This is a genomic window from Quadrisphaera sp. INWT6 (genome assembly GCF_015390235.1).
In the GTDB taxonomy this organism is placed as follows: Bacteria; Actinomycetota; Actinomycetes; order Actinomycetales; family Quadrisphaeraceae; genus Quadrisphaera.
The window spans coordinates 641,079-656,188 of sequence record NZ_VUOH01000002.1; the positions used below are offsets into that span (position 1 = coordinate 641,079).

The window sequence follows — 15,110 nt, forward strand, 5'->3', positions numbered from 1 at the left end:
GGAGGCGGCCTGGTCCGGCGGCTCCCCGCACCCTAGAGTGGGTGTGCACACCTGTTCCGCAACCTTGTGCACCTGCACGGCCACCGAAGCCCGGACATGTGAGGACGACGATGACCCGCCTGTTCAACGACCCGTCAGCGTTCGCGGAGGACTCCAAGGCGGGGTTCCTCGACGCCTTCTCCTCGTACGTGGTCGACGTCCCCGGTGGCGTCGTCCGCCGGCACCGCACCCGCGAGGGCAAGGTGGCCGTCGTCGTCGGCGGGGGGTCGGGGCACTACCCGGCGTTCGCCGGGATCGTCGGCCCGGGGTACGCCGACGGAGCCGTGATGGGCAACGTCTTCACCTCGCCGTCGGCCGCCGAGGCCGCCGCTGTGGGCCGCGCCGCCTCCGGAGGGGGCGGAGTGCTCCTGACCACCGGCAACTACGCCGGTGACGTGCTGAACTTCACGCTCGCCGTCGGACGGCTGGAGGCGGAGGGGATCCCCGCCCGCTACGTCGCCGTCACGGACGACGTCGCCAGCGAGGGCAAGGGCGCCGACGGCAGGCGGCGCGGCATCGCCGGCGACGTCCCGGTGTTCAAGTGCGCCAGCGCCGCCGCGGAGGAGGGCATGGACCTCGACGGCGTCGAGCGGGTCGCCCTCAAGACCAACGAGCGCACCCGCACCCTCGGCGTCGCCTTCAGCGGCTGCACCCTGCCGGGGGCCGACGGGTCCCTCTTCACGGTGCCCGAGGGGCGGATGAGCGTCGGGCTGGGCATCCACGGCGAGGCGGGCATCGACGAGGTCGACATGCCGACGGCGGCCGAGCTGGCCCGGGTCCTGGTCGAGGGCGTCCTCGGCGGTGCCCCCGAGGGTCTCCCGGTGGAGGGCGCCCGGGTCACGGCCCTGCTGAACGGCCTGGGGAACACGAAGTACGAGGAGCTCTTCGTCGTCTGGAAGGACGTCGCCGCACTGCTGCGCGAGCGGGGCCTGGAGGTCGTGCAGCCCGAGGTCGGCGAGCTGGTGACCAGCCTCGACATGGCCGGGTGCTCACTCACGCTGACCTGGCTCGACGACGAGCTGGAGCGCCTGTGGGGCGCTCCGGCCGACACGCCCGCGTACCGCAAGGGCCGCCCCGCGGCGGTCGAGGGCGGTGCCGAGCGCAGCGACGACGAGGCCGCCGAGCGGGCCGCCGCCCCGCCACTGTCCAGCGGTCCGGCCGACCGAGGCGCCCGCGAGGGCGGTGCGCTGGTGGCGGCAGCTCTGGAGGCGGTGGCCACCCGGATGGCGGAGGCCGAGGACGAGCTGGGCCGCATCGACGCCGTCGCCGGCGACGGCGACCACGGGCGCGGGATGGTCCGGGGCTCCGCCGCCGCGGCGCAGGCCGCCCGGACCGCCGCGGACGGCGGGGCGGGCACCGGCACCGTGCTGCGGGCCGCAGGTGACGAGTGGGCCGCCCGGGCCGGCGGCACCTCCGGCGTCCTGTGGGGCGAGTTCCTCGGAGCGCTGGCCACCCGCGTCGGTGACGACGGCGCGCCCGCCGCCGGGGCTGTGGCTGCGGGCGTGCGCGCCGGGTACGAGCACCTCATGCGGCTCGGCGGCGCGAAGCCCGGGGACAAGACCATGCTCGACGCCCTGGGCCCGTTCTGCGACGCCCTCGACGAGGGCACCGGCGCCGGGCTCCCGCTGCGCGAGGCGTGGCGCCCCGCGGCCGACCGCGCCGTCGAGGCCGCCGCGGCCACGAAGGACCTGCTGCCCAAGGTGGGGCGGGCCCGCCCCCTCGCCGAGCGCAGCAAGGGCACACCGGACGCCGGGGCCACCAGCCTCGGGATGGTCGCCCAGGTGGTGGCCGGCGTCCTCGCCGACCGCTGAAGCACCCGACAGACCCAGGGAGGACGGGCACGTGAGCCAGCAGCTGAGGATCGTCGTCGGCAGCGACGACGCCGGGTACGACTACAAGGAGGTCCTGAAGAAGGACCTCCAGGGCGACGAGCGCGTTGCTGACGTCACCGACGTCGGCGTCGACGCGGCGGGCGGCACGGACTACCCGCACGTCGCCGTCGCGGCGGCCCGCCTCATCCGGGACGGGAAGGCCGACCGCGCCCTGCTGGTGTGCGGGACGGGCCTCGGCGTGGCGATCTCCGCCAACAAGGTGCCGGGCATCCGGGCGGTGACCGCCCACGACAGCTTCTCGGTGGAGCGCTCCGTGCTCAGCAACGACGCCCAGGTGCTGTGCTTCGGCCAGCGCGTCGTGGGCGTCGAGCTGGCGCGGCGCCTGGCGCGCGAGTGGCTGGGCTACACCTTCGACACCTCGAGCGCCTCGGCCGCCAAGGTCGCCGCCATCGGCGAGTACGAGGCCGGCGCCGACGGCGCCGACGCGCAGCAGTCGCTCGAGGACGCCGAGCGAGAGGCCGCGGACGCCGACCGCGCCTGACGTCAGGAGGTGGCGGACACCAGCTGCGCTGCGGTGCTGGTGTCCGTCACCAGCCGGTTGAAGTAGCCCGCACGCGCTCCCGCGAGGATGCCGCCGACCTTCTCCGGCCCGCTGGCCACGGCGACGGTCACCGGGATGCGCTGGAGCAGCTCGAGCGGGGTCGCGATGAGGCGCTCGCTGCCGGGGAACTCCACCGCGACCCCCTCCCGGTCGTAGAAGCGGGAGCAGATGTCTCCGACGGCGCGGTCGAGCGCGGCGCTCTGCGCGGGCACGAAGTGGGGCAGCGACACCCGCTGCTGAGGAGGGGCGCCGATGCCCATCACGGCGGCCTTGGCCGTGCCCCAGGTGTCGACGACCCGGCGGATGCCAGGGTCGTCCAGGAGGCCCTCGCGCAGCGCCGCACCGGGCAGGGCGGGCGCGTACAGGAAGGCGGGGTTGCCGCCCACCGAGGCCGCGAAGGCCCGGATGATCTCGTTGGTCTGGTACCAGGGCTCCGGCTCGAGCTGACCGCCCACCGTGGGCGCCACGAGCACGCCCGGCAGCTGGGGCAGCTCCGCGTGGGCCGCCGCGTAGACCATGCGCCCGCTGGAGACCAGGAGCACGTCTCCCGCGGCGAGGCGGGCGCCCTCCAGGACCGCGGCCAGGGGGCGCGACAGGGCGCCCGACAGGACGCCGTGCGGCGAGTCGGCGGGGACGTCGGGGTAGAGGTGCACCTCGTGCAGCCCGAGGGCGTCGGCCACAGCGGCGGCGAGGTCGCGGTCGGGTCCGGCGTCGGGGTGGCGCACCTCGATCGAGACGATGCCCCGGCGCCGCGCCTCGGCCAGCAGCCGGCTGACGGTGGCGCGGCTGGTGCGCAGCCGCTGGGCGATCTCGGCCTGGGTCGCCTCCTGGAGGTAGTACTCCACGGCGACGCTGTAGAGGAGGTGGTCGGGGCTCCGGCCCGCGCCCTCCGTCGCCCCAGCGCTCACAGCTGACGATCCTGGCACGCCGTCGCCGTGAACGGGAGACCAGATCGTGATGAACAGGTGCACAGGCGTGCTGGACATCCGTGCACGACGGACCTAGGGTCCTCGTCGAGAGGGCAGCGAGGACGCCGCCCCGGACGACGAGGAGGTCGTGATGGCGACAGGAACCATGCAGGCGGTCGTCTGCCACGGCCCTGAGGACTACCGCCTGGAGCAGGTGCCCGTGCCGGCCCTGCCCGAGGGCGGCGCCCTGGTGCGCGTCGAGGCCGTGGGCATCTGCGCCTCCGACCTCAAGTGCTACCACGGGGCCGCCAAGTTCTGGGGTGACGAGCACCGCCCCGCCTGGGCCGAGAAGGGCCGCATCCCCGGTCACGAGCTGGTCGGGGAGGTCGTGGAGATCTCCGCCGAGGCAGCGGCCCGCTGGGGCGTCGCGGTGGGCGACCGCGTGGTCAGCGAGCAGATCGTCCCCGACTGGGACTGCCGCTACTGCCTGCGCGGCGCCTACCACATGTGCGCCACCCACGACATGTACGGCTTCAAGACCTACGACGGCGGCATGGCCGAGTTCATCGCCTTCCCGCCCAAGGCCCTGGTCCACAAGATCTCCAAGGACCTGCCCCCCGCGCACGCGGCCTTCGCCGAGCCGCTCTCGTGCGCGCTGCACGCCGTGGAGCGCGCCGACATCCAGTTCGAGGACGTCGTCGTCGTCGCCGGCTGCGGACCGATCGGCCTGGGGATGATCGCCGGGGCCAAGGCCAAGGGCGCCGCGAAGGTCGTGGCCCTGGACGCCATCGCCAGCAAGCTCGAGCTGGCCCGGGCAGCCGGGGCCGACGTCGTCCTCGACATCACCAGCGACGACATCTACGCCGCCGTGCGCGACCTCACCGACGGCTTCGGTGCCGACGTGTACCTCGAGGGCACCGGCCACCCCGCGGCGGTGAAGCAGGGCCTCACGCTCCTGCGCAAGCTCGGCACGTACGTCGAGTACGGCGTCTTCGGCTCCGAGGCCAGCGTCGACTGGTCGATCATCAGCGACGACAAGGAGCTCGACGTCCGCGGCGCGCACCTCGGCCCCCACACCTGGCCGAAGGCCGTCCAGATGATCGAGTCCGGCGCCCTGCCCCTGGACCGCATCTGCACCCACCAGCTGCCGCTGTCGCGCTTCCAAGAGGGCCTGGACCTCGTCGCCAGCGGTGCGTCCTCGGTCAAGGTCTCCCTCGTCCCGGACTCCTCCTTCACCGGCTGACCGGCGCTGGCGCACACCGCCTGCAGACCCGTCGTCCGGCCGCTCGGCCGGACGACGGCCCCGCCCTGCCCCGCTCCGCCCCGGCCGCCCGCAGCGAGCCCCACCAGCACCGAACCCATCCCGAGCAGATCCCGAGGAGGCCGCGCCATGAGCACCGCCACACCGCCGGCGACATCCCCGGCCGCGCCCGCAGCCCCGCGCCGCCGCCCGACCGCCCCGCGCTCTCGCGGGCGCCTGGTCGTCACCGCTGCCGTGCTCGTGGTCCTGGCCGCTGCCGCCCTGAGCACGAAGGTCGTGCCGAACGACTCCGAGCTGCTCGTCGGACCCGCGGCCTTCGACGCCGCGGCCTACGGCGAGGAGCGCTTCGGCGAGGTGCAGGCCTACGCCACCGAGAAGGCGGTCCCCGCCGCCGAGCTCGCCACCGCCCTGCAGGCGGACCCCCAGGCGGCCACGCAGTACGGCGTCGCCAGCAGCAGCGGCATCGGAGCCGTCGTCCCGGTCAGCCTCACCGGGACCGTCGGCGCTCCGGACCAGACCGGCCTGCCGGTGGTCACGGTCCCCGGCGTCCCGGAGGGCTTCCTCGTGCACGTGCAGCTGGGCCCGGCGGTCAACGGCACGGACCTGCGCGACGTCACGGGCGACGTCTCGCTCAACGACTTCGAGAACCAGATCCAGTACCAGGACGCCGGCGCCGCCCTCAACGACCAGCTGAAGGCGCAGGTCCTCGCCCCCTACGCCGGACAGGACCTGACGGGGCGCACGATCACCGCGGTCGGGGTGGTCACGCTGATCAACCCCCAGAGCTGGAGCGTGACGCCCGTCTCCCTCGAGGTGCAGCCGTGACGGCCGCGGCGCCCGTCGCCGACGAGGTCGTGCTGCAGGCGCGCGACGTCGTGAAGACGTACGGCGCCACGCGCGCGCTCAAGGGCGTCGCCTTCGACGTCCACCGCGGCCGGGTGACGACGCTGTTCGGCGAGAACGGCGCGGGCAAGTCGACGCTGATGAAGATCCTGTCCGGGGTCACCCAGCCGACGTCGGGCCAGATCGTGCTGGACGGCGAGCCGGTGGACATCACCAGCACCGTCGACGCCCGCGAGCGCGGCATCTCGATCATCCACCAGGAGCTCAGCCTCGCGCCGAACCTCAGCGTGCGCGACAACCTCTTCATGGGCCGCGAGCTGCGCGGCCCGCTGGGGGTCGACTTCGCCGAAGAGACCCGCCAGGCGCGGGAGGTGCTGGCCGGTCTGGGGCAGGCGATCGACCCCGCGACGCCGGTGGCCGACCTGCGCGTCGGGCAGCAGCAGCTGGTGGAGATCGCACGGGCCCTGCTCGTGGACTCCCGCATCCTCATCATGGACGAGCCGACGTCCGCGCTGTCGGCCTCCGAGGTCGAGGTGCTCTTCGGCGTGGTGCGCGACCTCACCGCGAGCGGCGTGTCCATCGTCTACATCTCCCACCACCTCGAGGAGGCCCTCGAGATCACCGACTACGCGGTCGTCCTGCGCGACGGGGCCATCACGGCAGCGGCCCACCGGTCGCAGATCGACCTCGAGTGGGTCGTGCAGCAGATGGTCGGTGACTCCTACGACCTGGGCTCCCCGCCGACCGGGTACGAGCTCACCACCCCGGCCCTCGAGGTGCACGAGCTGAGCGTGCCCGACGTGGAGAACCCTGAGCGCTCCGTCGTCGACCGCGTCTCCCTCACGGTCCGGGCCGGGGAGGTCGTCTGCCTCTACGGGCTCATGGGCGCCGGGCGCACCGAGCTCCTCGAGGCCCTCGCGGGACGGGTGCCCACCACCGGCGGGCGGGTGCTGCTCAAGGGCGAGGACGTCGCCGGCCTCAGCATCGCCCGGCGCATCGAGCGCGGCCTGGGCCTGGTGCCCGAGGACCGCCAGCGCGACGGCCTGGTGCAGACCATGAGCGTCGGGCAGAACCTCTCGCTCGCCTCGCTGCGCTCCTTCGTCCGCGGCGCCGTCGTCTCCCGCCGCGGGGAGCGCGCCGTGGTCGAGGAGGGCATCCGCAGCGTGCGGGTGAAGACGTCCGGCGGTGGAGCGCCGATCGGCTCGCTGTCCGGTGGCAACCAGCAGAAGGTCGTCATCGGCAAGGTCCTCGCCACCCACCCCGACGTCGTCCTTTTGGACGAGCCGAGCCGCGGCATCGACATCGGCGCCAAGGGCGAGGTGTTCCGACTGCTGGCGGAGAAGGCGCGCGAGGGGCTGGCGGTCGTGTACTCGACCTCGGAGCTCAACGAGTGCTTCGCGATCGCCCACCGGATCGTCGTGCTGTCCCGCGGGCGCATCGCTGCGGAGTTCGGCCCCGACGTCCGCAAGGACCAGATCATGGCCGCCTCCGGCGAGGCCGCCACCCACTGAGCGCCGGCGCCGTCGCGCCCCGCCTCCCCTCGCCGTCGAGGAAGGACCCCCATGAGCTCGTCCACCACCACCGCCCCGGCCCGCAGGCGCACCGACCTCGGTGCGCTGCTGCTCGAGGGCCGCGCCTTCCTGGCGCTCGTCGCGATCTTCGTGATCTTCTCCGCGCTCGCGCCGAACGCGTACCCCACCGTCTCCAACGTCCTGGTCATGGCTTCCCACGTGGCGATCTACGCGCTGCTGGCGATGGGCATGCTGCTGGTCATCCTCAACGGCGGCATCGACCTGTCGGTGGGGTCCACGCTGGGGATGGCGGGCATGGTCGCCGGCTTCCTCATGCAGGGCGTGGACCTGTCGCCCTTCGGGATCGCCTCGACCCTCTTCCCACCGGTGTGGGTCGTGGCCCTGGCAGCCATCGGGGTCGGGGCGCTGATCGGCCTGGTGAACGGCGTGCTCGTCGCGCGGTTCGGCGTCGCGCCGTTCGTGGCGACGCTCGGCACCCTCTACGCCGTCCGCGGCCTCGCCAGCCTCATGACCAACGGCCTGACCTACAACTCGTTCGGCGGTGACCAGGCCCTCGGCAACACCGGCTTCGCCTGGCTCGGCTTCAACCGCATCGCGACCGTGCCGATCGGCGTGCTGGTGATGGTCGCCGTGGCCGTCGCCCTGTCCGGGGTGCTGAACCGCTCGGTCTTCGGCCGCTGGCTGTACGCCTCCGGCGGCAACGAGCGCGCCGCGGAGCTGTCGGGGGTGCCCGTCAAGCGCGTCAAGATCTGGGTCTACGTGGTCTCCGGCGTCACGGCCGCGATCGCCGGGCTCATCCTGACCTCCCAGCTCACCTCCGCGGGGCCCACGGCGGGCACGACGTACGAGCTCACCGCCATCGCGGCCGTCGTCATCGGGGGCGCCGCCCTCTCGGGCGGTCGCGGGACCGTGCGCGGCACGCTGCTCGGCGCCTTCGTCATCGGCTTCCTGTCCGACGGGCTCGTGATCGTCGGCGTCTCCGTCTACTGGCAGACCGTCTTCACCGGCGCCGTCATCGTCGCGGCCGTGCTCCTGAACTCGGTCCAGTACCGCGGCGGTCGCCGTGCGTCGGCGCGGAGCGCCGGCGGCGGTGGCGCTCCGGGGGCGCAGCCCGCTCCTCCCGCCCCTCCGAGGTCGCCCACCACCGCCTCCGTCTGAGACCACCACCGCACCACCGCTCGACAGCTCTCCCCCCGGCCCCACCCGCTCAGCGCCGCCGGTGACGTCGGCGCCCCTCGGAAGGAACACCATGAAGCGCAGGTCCGTGCTCGCCCTCGCCAGCAGCGGCGCCCTCGCCCTCGCCCTCACCGCCTGCGGTGGCGGCGCGAGCGACCCGGGCACCTCGGCGAGCGCCGGGGGCTCCGGTGGTGGGAGCGCCGCCGCCGGCGGGCTCATCACGATCATCGTGAACGACCCCTCGAACCCGTACTGGGCCGCGGAGGGCGACTCCGCCAAGGCCGCCGCCGAGGAGCTCGGCTACACGGCCACCGTGGCCGCCCACCGCGGTGACACGAACACCGAGAGCCAGCTCGTCGACACCGCCATCTCGAACGGCTCGAAGGCGCTGCTGCTCGACCCCGCGAACGCCGACGGCTCCGTGGGCGCCGTGCAGAAGGCCGACGCCGCCGGCATCCCGGTCTTCCTCATCAACGCCGAGATCAACCAGACCGGCATCGCCAAGGCCCAGCTGGTCTCCAACAACGCCCAGGGCGCAGCTCTCGGGGCCCAGCAGTGGGCGCAGCTGGTGGGCCAGGACGGCCAGTACGCCGAGCTGCTGGGCGCGCCCAGCGACAACAACGCCGCGACGCGCTCCAACGGCTACCAGACCGTCCTGTCGCAGTACCCGGGTCTGAAGGAGGTCGCCGAGCAGGTCGCCAACTGGGACCGCACCGAGGGCCACGACAAGATGCAGGCGATGCTGCAGGGCAACCCCGGCATCAACGCCGTGATCTCCGGCAACGACGAGATGGCGCTCGGGGCGATCGCGGCGCTGCAGGAGTCCGGGCAGATCGTGCAGATGAAGGCGATCGGCGGCTTCGACGGCTCCCCCGACGCGGTCGACGCCATCAAGGCCGGCACGCTGTCGTACACCGTGCTCCAGCCGGTGGTGACCTTCTCCCAGGAGGCGGTCAAGCAGGCCGACACCTTCCTGAAGACCGGTGAGACCGGTGTCAGCGAGGAGAAGCAGGCCTTCGACTGCATCCTCATCACCAAGGACAACGTCGACCAGTACACGGCGCCCTTCACGATGTCGCAGTGACCTCCGCCTGAGGCACTGCGGGGCCGGTGGTCCCCCTCCCTGGAGGCGGACCACCGGCCCCGCGGCGTCCTGGTACCCACGATGTACCGTCCCGGACGTGGACGAGGTGGTGCTGGGCGTCGACCTCGGCACCTCCTCGTCGAAAGCGGTCCTGACCACGCCGGACGGCGCCGTCGTCGCCCGCGCCCAGCGGGACCACCGCGTCAGCCTCCCCCGCCCCGGCTGGGCCGAGGTCGACGCCGAGGCGGTCTGGTGGAGCGAGGTCGTCTCGCTGTGCCGGGAGCTGGTGGGGTCGGCAGCGGGAGTCGGCGCGCCGAGGGTCGCCGCCGTGGCCGTCAGCGGCGTCGGTCCCTGCCTCGTGGTGGTCGACGCCGCCGGCAGGCCCTTGCGCCCCGCGGTGCTGTACGGCATCGACACCCGGGCGCAGTCCCAGATCGAGCGGCTGACGCTCCGGTACGGACCGGAGGCCCTGCTGGCGCGCTGCGGCAAGGCGCTCAGCAGCCAGGCCGTCGGCCCCAAGCTGGCTTGGGTCCGCGACGAGGAGCCGGAGCTCTACGCCCGCGCCGCCCGCTGGCACGGCTCGAGCAGCTGGGTGGTCGAGCAGCTCACCGGTGAGCACGTCCAGGACCACGCCACCGCCAGCCAGTGCGACCCCCTCTACGACCTGCCGGCTCGCGACTGGGCCCGCGACTGGGCGCACGAGGTGGCCCCGGGGCTGCCCCTGCCGCGCCTGGCCTGGCCCGCCGAGGTGGTGGGCACCGTCACCGCCGCCGCTGCCGCTGCCACCGGGCTGGCACCCGGGACGCCCGTCGTGGCCGGGACGGTCGACGCCTGGGCCGAGGCGCACAGCGCCGGGGTGCGCTCCCCCGGTGACACGATGCTCATGTACGGCTCGACGGCCTTCGTGCTGCAGGTCGTCGACGGCCTGCGCTCCGGGCCCGGCGTCTGGGCCACGAGCGGCACGGACCCCGGTCAGTACACGCTGTCCGGGGGGACGGCGACGGCGGGTGCCCTCACGGAGTGGGTGCGGGACCTGACCGGCCGGGCGCCCTGGCCGGAGCTCCTCTCGGAAGCGGCAGCGGTGCCCCCCGGGGCGGAGGGCCTGCTGGTGCTGCCGCACTTCGCCGGGGAGCGCACGCCCCTGTACGACCCGCAGGCCCGCGGGGTGCTCGCCGGTCTGACGCTGCGCCACGGACGGGGCCACCTCGTGCGCGCCGCCTACGAGGGGACCGCCCTGGCGATCGACCAGGTGCTCGACGCCGTCAGCGAGGTCGGGGGTCCTCCTGGACGCCTCGTGGCCGTGGGCGGCGGCACCCGGAGCCAGCTGTGGCTGCAGGTGGTCAGCGACGTGACCGGGCTGGTGCAGCACGTGCCCCGGGAGACCGTGGGCGCCTGCTACGGCGGCGCGCTGCTCGCAGCCACGGGAGCGGGCCTGGTACCACCCGGGACGGACTGGTCCCACCCCGAGCGGACGGTGGAGCCGGTGCCGGCGAACGTCGAGCGCTACCGGGAGCTGACCGAGGTCTACGCCGATCTGCAGGTGGCCAGCCGGGACGCGGTGCACCGGCTGGCCACGAGCGGCTGAGCCCCCTCGCGGGGCCCCGTCAGTCGTCGTCCTCGTCGACCCAGTCCAGGGTGCGCTGCACGGCCTTGCCCCACTTGCGGTAGTACCGGTCCGCCACCGCGCGATCCATCGAGGGCTCCCACCTCTTGTCCTCGGCCCACTGCGCGGTCAGCTCGTCCTCGTCGGCCCAGAAGCCCACGGCCAGGCCCGCCGCGTACGCCGCGCCCAGCGCCGTCGTCTCGGCGATCTTCGGGCGGACCACCGGCACGCCCAGCACGTCGGCCTGGAACTGCATCAGCAGCTCGTTGGCGATCATCCCGCCGTCCACGCGGAGCTCGGTGAGGTCGACGCCGGAGTCGGCGTTCATCGCCTCCAGCACCTCGCGGGTCTGGTAGGCCGTGGCCTCCAGCACCGCGCGGGCCAGGTGCCCGCGGTTGACGTAGCGGGTCAGCCCGACGATGGCGCCGCGGGCGTCGGAGCGCCAGTGCGGGGCGAACAGCCCCGAGAACGCCGGCACGAAGTAGGCGCCGCCGTTGTCGTCGACCGACCTCGCCACCGCCTCGATCTCCGCGGCCCCGCCGATCAGGCGCAGGTTGTCGCGCACCCACTGCACCAGCGAGCCGGTGACCGCGATGGAGCCCTCCAGCGCGTACACCGGCTTCCGGTCGCCGATCTGGTAGCAGAGCGTGGTGAGCAGGCCGTTCTTCGACGGCACGGCCTCCTCACCGGTGTTGAGCAGCATGAAGTTGCCGGTGCCGTAGGTGTTCTTGGCCATGCCCTTGGTGAAGCAGACCTGCCCGAAGGTCGCGGCCTGCTGGTCGCCCAGGGACCCCGCGATCGGCACCCCGGCCAGCAGCCCCTGCGCGCGCGCCTTGCCGTACACCTCCGAGTTGGACACGATCCGCGGCAGCATCGAGGTGGGGATGCCCATCTCGGCGGCGATGTCCTCGTCCCAGCTCAGGGTGCGGTAGTCCATGAGCATCGTGCGGGAGGCGTTGGAGACGTCGGTGATGTGGAGGCCGCCGTCGACGCCGCCGGTCATGTTCCAGATCAGCCAGGTCTCGATGGTGCCCATGACCAGGTCACCCGACTCGGCCTTCTCGCGGGCGCCGTCGACGTTGTCGAGGATCCACTTCACCTTGGGCCCGGCGAAGTAGGTGGCCAGCGGCAGGCCGACCCTGTCCTTGTAGCGCTCCGCTCCCCCGCCGAGCTCGCCCAGCTCGCGCACGATCCTGTCGGTGCGGGTGTCCTGCCAGACGATCGCGTTGTAGACGGGCCTGCCGGTGGTCCTGTCCCACACGACCGCGGTCTCGCGCTGGTTGGTGATGCCGACGGCGGCGATGTCGCCGGCGCTGACGTTGCCCTTGCCCAGGGCCTGCCCGACGACCTCGCGGGTGTTCGACCAGATCTCCTCGGGGTCGTGCTCGACCCAGCCCGCTCTCGGGAAGATCTGCTGGTGCTCCTTCTGACCGACGGAGACGACCTTCCCGTCGTGGTCGAAGAGCATGCAGCGGGTGCTGGTGGTGCCCTGGTCGATGGCGGCGATGACACTGGCCACGTCGTTCCTCCGGTGCGTCGTTGCAGGTGGTGGGTTGCAGGTGGTCTAGCAGGTGGTGGTGCGGAGCGCCTCAGAAGACCTGGGAGACCAGGCCGGCGAGCACGCCGCCGATGACGGGCCCGGCGACCGGCACCCAGGCGTAGCCCCAGTCGCTGGAGCCCTTGTGACGGATCGGGAGCAGGGCGTGGGCGATGCGCGGGCCCAGGTCGCGGGCGGGGTTGATGGCGTAGCCCGTGGGCCCGCCGAGCGAGGCGCCGATGGCGACGACGAGCAGCGCCACGTTCAGGGGCCCGACCTCGGTGGGCGTGTTGCCGAACTGGATCACCACGTAGACCAGCGTGAACGTGGCGATCACCTCGGTGACGAGGTTCCAGCCGTAGCTGCGGATCTCCGGCCCGGTGGAGAAGGTGCCCAGCACCACGGCGCCGTCCTCCTCGGCGTCGTAGTGCTTGCGGTAGACCAGCCAGGCGAGCACGGCGCCGATGACCGCACCGACCACCTCCGCCACCAGGTAGGTCACGGTGCTGCCGAAGGTCACCGGCACGTCGGGGGCGTACTCGGAGGCCCCCGAGGCCAGCAGGCCCAGGGTCACCGCGGGGTTGAGGTGGCCACCGGAGCGCCAGGCGGCGAAGACGCCGACGAAGACCGCCAGGCCCCAGCCGAAGCTGACGAGCAGCCAGTCCGCGCCCCTGCCCTTGGTCCGGGCGAGGGTGACGTTGGCGACCACGCCGACGCCGAAGAGGACCAGCAGCGCGGTGCCGAAGACCTCCGAGAAGAAGACGCTGGTGAGTGACACGGGCGGACCTCTCTGTCCGGGGTCCCGCCGGGGGTTCGACGGGGTCGTGCTGGGTCGAGCGTGGTGGGGTCAGCGCCCCCCGGCCACCGGGAGCGGCCGGATCTCCCGGGCGCGCGAGCGGGCGCGCTGGGCGGCGTCGTCGTCGACCTCGACCTCGGCGGCCCGCTCGGCGTCCACGCGCTCGAGGTAGGTGGACACCTCCTCCTCGACCTGCTCGGCGGTCCAGCCGAGCGGACCGGCGAGCAGCTCGGCGGTGGCGCGCGCCGAGGCGGTGCCGCGGTCGGCCTGCTCGTACGACAGGCGCGTGCGGCGGGTGAGCACGTCCTCCAGGTGCAGGGCGCCCTCGTGGGTCGCGGCGTAGACGACCTCCGCGCGCAGGTAGTCGGGCGCGCCCTCCAGGGGCTCCCCCAGGGACGGGTCCGCGTCGACCAGCGCGAGCAGCTCGTCGACCAGGGCGCCGTAGCGGTGGAGCAGGTGCACCACCCGCTCCTCGCTCCAGCCGCGGGCCGCGGCCAGGCGGTGGCGCTGGTTCCAGCGGACGGCGTAGCCGTCGGCGCCGGCCAGCGGCAGCTCGTCGGTGAGGGAGGCGGGCGGGGCCCCGGCCGGGTCGCCCGGGGCGCGGTCGGCCAGGGCGACGTCGACGACGTCGCGGGCCATCACCCGGTACGTCGTGTACTTCCCGCCGGCGATGACGGTCAGGCCCGGGCGCACGGTCGCCGTGGTGTGCTCGCGCGAGACCTTCGTGGTGGCCGACCCGTCGGAGGAGACCGGCTGGATCAGCGGCCGCAGGCCCGTGTAGACGCCCATGACGTCGTCGCGGGTGAGCGGGCGGCGCAGCACGCCGTTGGCCTGCTCCAGCAGGTAGTCGACGTCGGCGCCGCTGGCCACCGGGTGGTCCTTGGACAGGTCCCAGGGGGTGTCCGTGGTGCCGATGACCCAGTGGGTCGGCCACGGGATGATGAAGAGCACGCTCTTCGCGGTCTTGAGGATGAAGCCGTCGTCACCGGCCACGGCGTCGCGCGGGACGACGACGTGCACGCCCTTGGACGCCCTCACCTGCAGGCCCTGCGCGCGGAAGAGCTCCTGCGTCTCCTCGGTCCAGACGCCGGTGGCGCCGATGACGTGCCGGGCGCGGACGACGAGCTCGCGCCCGCTCTCCAGGTCCACGGCGGTGACGCCCGCGACGCGGCCGTCCTCCTCCAGGTAGCCGGTGACGGTGACCCGGCTGGCGGCCGCGACGCCGTGGCCGGCGGCGGTGCGGACCAGCACCTCGACCAGGCGGGCGTCGTCGACCTTGGCGTCGTAGTAGCGGATCGCGCCGACGGCGGCGTCGGGGCGCAGCGAGGGCGCCACCCGGGCCAGGGCGCGGTGCGACAGGTGCCGGTGCAGCGGCACCCCGCGCCCGCCGACGCGGCCGAGCACCCCGGCGAGCACGTCGTACAGCGCGATGCCGGCGCCCACGTAGGCGCGCTCCCACACCCGGTGCTGCAGGGGGTAGAGGAACGGCACCGGGTGGACGAGGTGCGGGGCGAGGCGGCCGACGAGCAGCCCGCGCTCGTGCAGGGCCTCGCGGACGAGGGCGAAGTCGAGCATCTCCAGGTAGCGCAGCCCGCCGTGCACCAGCTTGCTGGCCCGGCTGGAGGTGCCCGAGGCCCAGTCGCGCTGCTCCAGCAGCCCGACGGACAGGCCGCGGCTCGCGGCGTCGAGGGCGGCCCCGGCGCCGGTCACGCCGCCGCCGACGACCAGGACGTCGAGCTGCTCCGAGGCCAGCCGGTCGAGGGCGCGGTCGCGCGCGTCGCGGGACAGGGCGGTGGCTGAGGGACGGGGGGTGGGACGGGGGGTGGTGTGCGCTGCGGTCACGGAGGACGCCCATCTGTCGTGGCTGTCGTGCGGCCGTCCACCTGCGGCGGCCCGTC

The 15,110-nt window shown here is 73.8% G+C and carries 12 protein-coding genes; 8 read left to right on the forward strand and 4 right to left on the reverse strand.

Annotation, left to right across the window (positions count from 1 at the left end; all coding sequences use genetic code 11):
• The first annotated feature begins 110 nt into the window (after nt 1–110).
• Together F1641_RS07795 and F1641_RS07800 are read left to right on the forward strand one after the other, a co-directional pair.
• A complete protein-coding gene (locus F1641_RS07795; protein ID WP_194904188.1) occupies nt 111–1,850 on the forward strand; it encodes a dihydroxyacetone kinase family protein in 1,740 nt (579 codons plus the stop codon).
• A 31-nt stretch (nt 1,851–1,881) separates the two neighbouring features.
• Nucleotides 1,882–2,412 carry a ribose-5-phosphate isomerase gene (locus F1641_RS07800; protein WP_194904189.1) on the forward strand — a complete coding sequence of 177 codons (531 nt, stop codon included), beginning with the start codon at nt 1,882–1,884 and terminating at the stop codon, nt 2,410–2,412.
• A 2-nt stretch (nt 2,413–2,414) separates the two neighbouring features.
• Here the strand turns inward: F1641_RS07800 and F1641_RS07805 are convergent, their stop codons facing one another.
• Nucleotides 2,415–3,380, reverse strand: coding sequence for a sugar-binding domain-containing protein (locus F1641_RS07805; RefSeq protein WP_309225468.1), 966 nt, complete (start codon nt 3,378–3,380; stop codon nt 2,415–2,417).
• A 151-nt stretch (nt 3,381–3,531) separates the two neighbouring features.
• Here F1641_RS07805 and F1641_RS07810 point away from each other — a divergent pair, with 151 nt between their 5' ends.
• The 6 genes from F1641_RS07810 to F1641_RS07835 all read left to right on the forward strand — a co-directional run bounded on the left by F1641_RS07810 (nt 3,532) and on the right by F1641_RS07835 (nt 10,861).
• Nucleotides 3,532–4,623, forward strand: a complete 1,092-nt coding sequence (locus F1641_RS07810; protein WP_206690758.1) for a zinc-binding dehydrogenase — start codon at nt 3,532–3,534, stop codon at nt 4,621–4,623.
• A gap of 147 nt (nt 4,624–4,770) precedes the next feature.
• A complete protein-coding gene (locus F1641_RS07815; protein ID WP_194904193.1) occupies nt 4,771–5,466 on the forward strand; it encodes a DUF2291 family protein in 696 nt (231 codons plus the stop codon).
• The gene (locus tag F1641_RS07820; protein ID WP_194904196.1) at nt 5,463–6,995 is read left to right on the forward strand and encodes a sugar ABC transporter ATP-binding protein; all 1,533 of its coding nucleotides are present in this window, start codon (nt 5,463–5,465) and stop codon (nt 6,993–6,995) included. Before F1641_RS07815 ends, F1641_RS07820 begins: the two co-directional genes overlap by 4 nt.
• Nucleotides 6,996–7,046: 51 nt before the next feature.
• Complete coding sequence (locus F1641_RS07825) at nt 7,047–8,174, forward strand: ABC transporter permease (protein ID WP_194904199.1); 1,128 nt, start codon at nt 7,047–7,049, stop codon at nt 8,172–8,174.
• A gap of 91 nt (nt 8,175–8,265) precedes the next feature.
• A complete protein-coding gene (locus tag F1641_RS07830; protein WP_194904204.1) occupies nt 8,266–9,276 on the forward strand; it encodes a D-ribose ABC transporter substrate-binding protein in 1,011 nt (336 codons plus the stop codon).
• A 97-nt stretch (nt 9,277–9,373) separates the two neighbouring features.
• Nucleotides 9,374–10,861 (forward strand): FGGY-family carbohydrate kinase, encoded by a 1,488-nt coding sequence (locus tag F1641_RS07835; protein WP_206690760.1) that lies wholly within the window; start codon nt 9,374–9,376, stop codon nt 10,859–10,861.
• 19 nt (nt 10,862–10,880) lie between these two features.
• On the opposite strand, the gene glpK is transcribed toward F1641_RS07835, so the two are convergent.
• The 3 genes from glpK to F1641_RS07850 all read right to left on the reverse strand — a co-directional run bounded on the left by glpK (nt 10,881) and on the right by F1641_RS07850 (nt 15,000).
• On the reverse strand, nt 10,881–12,398 hold the full coding sequence (glpK, locus tag F1641_RS07840) for a glycerol kinase GlpK (protein WP_194904216.1): 1,518 nt from the start codon (nt 12,396–12,398) through the stop codon (nt 10,881–10,883).
• A 70-nt stretch (nt 12,399–12,468) separates the two neighbouring features.
• Complete coding sequence (locus tag F1641_RS07845) at nt 12,469–13,194, reverse strand: MIP/aquaporin family protein (RefSeq protein ID WP_194904219.1); 726 nt, start codon at nt 13,192–13,194, stop codon at nt 12,469–12,471.
• 69 nt (nt 13,195–13,263) lie between these two features.
• Entirely contained in the window at nt 13,264–15,000 is a 1,737-nt protein-coding gene (locus F1641_RS07850; protein ID WP_206690909.1) for a glycerol-3-phosphate dehydrogenase/oxidase, read from the reverse strand.
• Nucleotides 15,001–15,110 lie beyond the last annotated feature (110 nt).

Bases quoted from the DNA above. Each gene is read 5' to 3' on its own strand.
- F1641_RS07795 (WP_194904188.1), top strand. From the start codon at position 111: ATGACCCGCCTGTTCAACGACCCGTCAGCGTTCGCGGAGGACTCCAAG.
- F1641_RS07810 (WP_206690758.1), top strand. From the start codon at position 3,532: ATGGCGACAGGAACCATGCAGGCGGTCGTCTGCCACGGCCCTGAGGAC.
- F1641_RS07815 (WP_194904193.1), top strand. From the start codon at position 4,771: ATGAGCACCGCCACACCGCCGGCGACATCCCCGGCCGCGCCCGCAGCC.
- F1641_RS07825 (WP_194904199.1), top strand. From the start codon at position 7,047: ATGAGCTCGTCCACCACCACCGCCCCGGCCCGCAGGCGCACCGACCTC.
- F1641_RS07830 (WP_194904204.1), top strand. From the start codon at position 8,266: ATGAAGCGCAGGTCCGTGCTCGCCCTCGCCAGCAGCGGCGCCCTCGCC.